Source organism: Mesorhizobium sp. M2A.F.Ca.ET.037.01.1.1, assembly GCF_003998075.1.
GTDB lineage: Bacteria > Pseudomonadota > Alphaproteobacteria > Rhizobiales > Rhizobiaceae > Mesorhizobium.
This window is the reverse complement of record NZ_RZSA01001168.1, coordinates 1-1847: the sequence shown is the minus strand read 5'-3', so window position 1 is coordinate 1847 and position 1847 is coordinate 1. Positions and strand designations below refer to the sequence as shown.

The 1847-nt window shown below is 63.9% G+C and carries 2 protein-coding genes; both read right to left on the bottom strand.

Going from position 1 to position 1847, the window contains the following annotated elements:
* Positions 1-1132 (bottom strand): glycosyltransferase (locus EOA27_RS34695; protein WP_145970769.1); only part of this gene is annotated, 1132 nt, incomplete at its 3' end.
* Positions 1133-1142: 10 nt separating this feature from the next.
* Positions 1143-1706: a polysaccharide biosynthesis/export family protein gene (locus tag EOA27_RS34690; protein WP_040983193.1), complete on the bottom strand. Its 564-nt coding sequence runs from the start codon at positions 1704-1706 to the stop codon at positions 1143-1145.
* Between the last annotated feature and the right edge of the window lie 141 nt (positions 1707-1847).

Below are 1847 nucleotides of genomic sequence, written 5' to 3'. Positions count from 1 at the left end.
CCGACTTGCTCAGCGCCGCGAAATAGGCCTTCTCGATCTCGGTTGCCATCACGTCGGAGCCGAAACGCGCCTTCAGCTCGTCGGCCTGTGGCATCGCCTTGCGGTACGCATCCATGTCTTTGACCGCCATGCCGATTTTGCTGGCAAGCTCGACGGGATCCGGCCGGATCAAGGCAGGGGAGCCATCGCCGAAGATTTCCGGAATGCCGCCGACCGCGGTCGCGATCATCGGCATGCCGGCGGCCAAGGCCTCGAGCACGATATAGGGCATCGCCTCCGCGCGCGACGGAACCACTACCAGCTCAGCCAGGGCGAAAGCTTCCCTCGCCGGCATCGGAGGCAAGAAGCGAACCCGGTTCTCGAGGCCGAGCCGCTCGACCTGAGCGTGGTAGCGCGGCAGGTCGTCGCCATCGCCAACCATCACGGCGCTCAAGGGGCGTTCAGGCTCGCTGCCGGCCAAAGCCAGCGCATCGATGAAGATATCCGGACCTTTCAGGTCGCGCATCATGCCGATGTACAGGAAATCGGCGGCATTGATCGCCGTCGTCACCGATTCGAATTCCGCGGCGCGCAGGCCGTTATAGACGAGCCGGTTGGGTATGGGCGGCTCGCCGACCTTGCGCCGATACGTTTTCCGCTCATAGTCGGAAACGAACAGCAGGCAATCGGTGAAGCGCGCCATGAAGCGCTCCAGGCCGAAGAACAGCTTTCCCGTCGCCGTCGTTTCGTCATAGTGGAGGGAGCCGCCATGCGGCGAATAAAGGCGGGCCACGCGAGACCTTGAAACCCGCAACAGTGAGCCGAACAGCCGGGCATAGGCGCCACCCTTGGCGCCATGCCCATGCAGTACGTCCGGCCGCAATTCCTGGATGATTCGATAGGTGCGCCAGGCCGAGGCGAGGTCGCCCGGCCCGACATGACGCTGCATCGGCGTGCGATGGATGCCGAGCGCGAGGCTGTCCTTCATCGCTTCGAAGAGCCGCTCCTCGTAGTCGCCGCCGGTTGTCGAATCGCAGACGATGCCCACCGCATGGCCGGCGGCGACCTGCGCCTCGGTGAGGTCGCGCACATGCCGGAAGATTCCCCCGACAGGTGAGCGGAAGCAGTGGACGATCCTGAGGTTCACCGTCACGACGGACTTTTCAGAACAGGCGTTCGCGAACGTAGACGGTGTCGCCGGGCAGGAGCGGATCGGATGTAAGCACCCGTCCGGTCATCACCTTGCCGTTGATGTCGCGGGTGATGTCGACGCTCTCCTGATTGGCGCGCGGCGTGAAGCCGCCGGCAATGGCGACCGCCTTTTGCACGGTGAGCCCCGGCACATAGGAATACTGGCCGGCAGCGCCCACTTCGCCCATCACGAAGATCGGCCGGTAACGGTCGATCTCTACCGAAACGTCGGGATCGCGCAGATAGCCCTGGCGCAATTTGTCGGCGATCTCCTTTTCCAACTGCTGCGCGGTGTGGCCGCGCGCCGGCACGGCACCGACCAGCGGGAAGGAGAGGTAGCCGGACTGGTCTACGCTGTAGGTGTTGGTCAACCCGTCCTGCTCGAACACCGTGACACGGACCCGGTCGCCTGCGCCGAGACGGTAGGGCTGGTCGAGCACTTCATGGAAGGCGGCGGGCGTCGGGCGATAGCTCGAGCAGCCGGTCAGCAGCGACAGGGCAAGCAAAGCGCGAAAGAGGGAAGCAGTGCTTTTCATGACCGGCCAGGAACCTTCATCGCTCTTGCCGCAAGCCGCGGCACAACCCCAGGAAAGTGCGACCGTTATCATCCTGTTAGGGTTAATGCGCGGTAAAGGAGTGCGATCGGGCGGCGTGCTGATCGGTAAAAAGCCCAATTG

Excerpts from the sequence above, each read along its gene's own strand:
- EOA27_RS34690 (WP_040983193.1), bottom strand. The coding sequence starts at position 1,706 with ATGAAAAGCACTGCTTCCCTCTTTCGCGCTTTGCTTGCCCTGTCGCTG.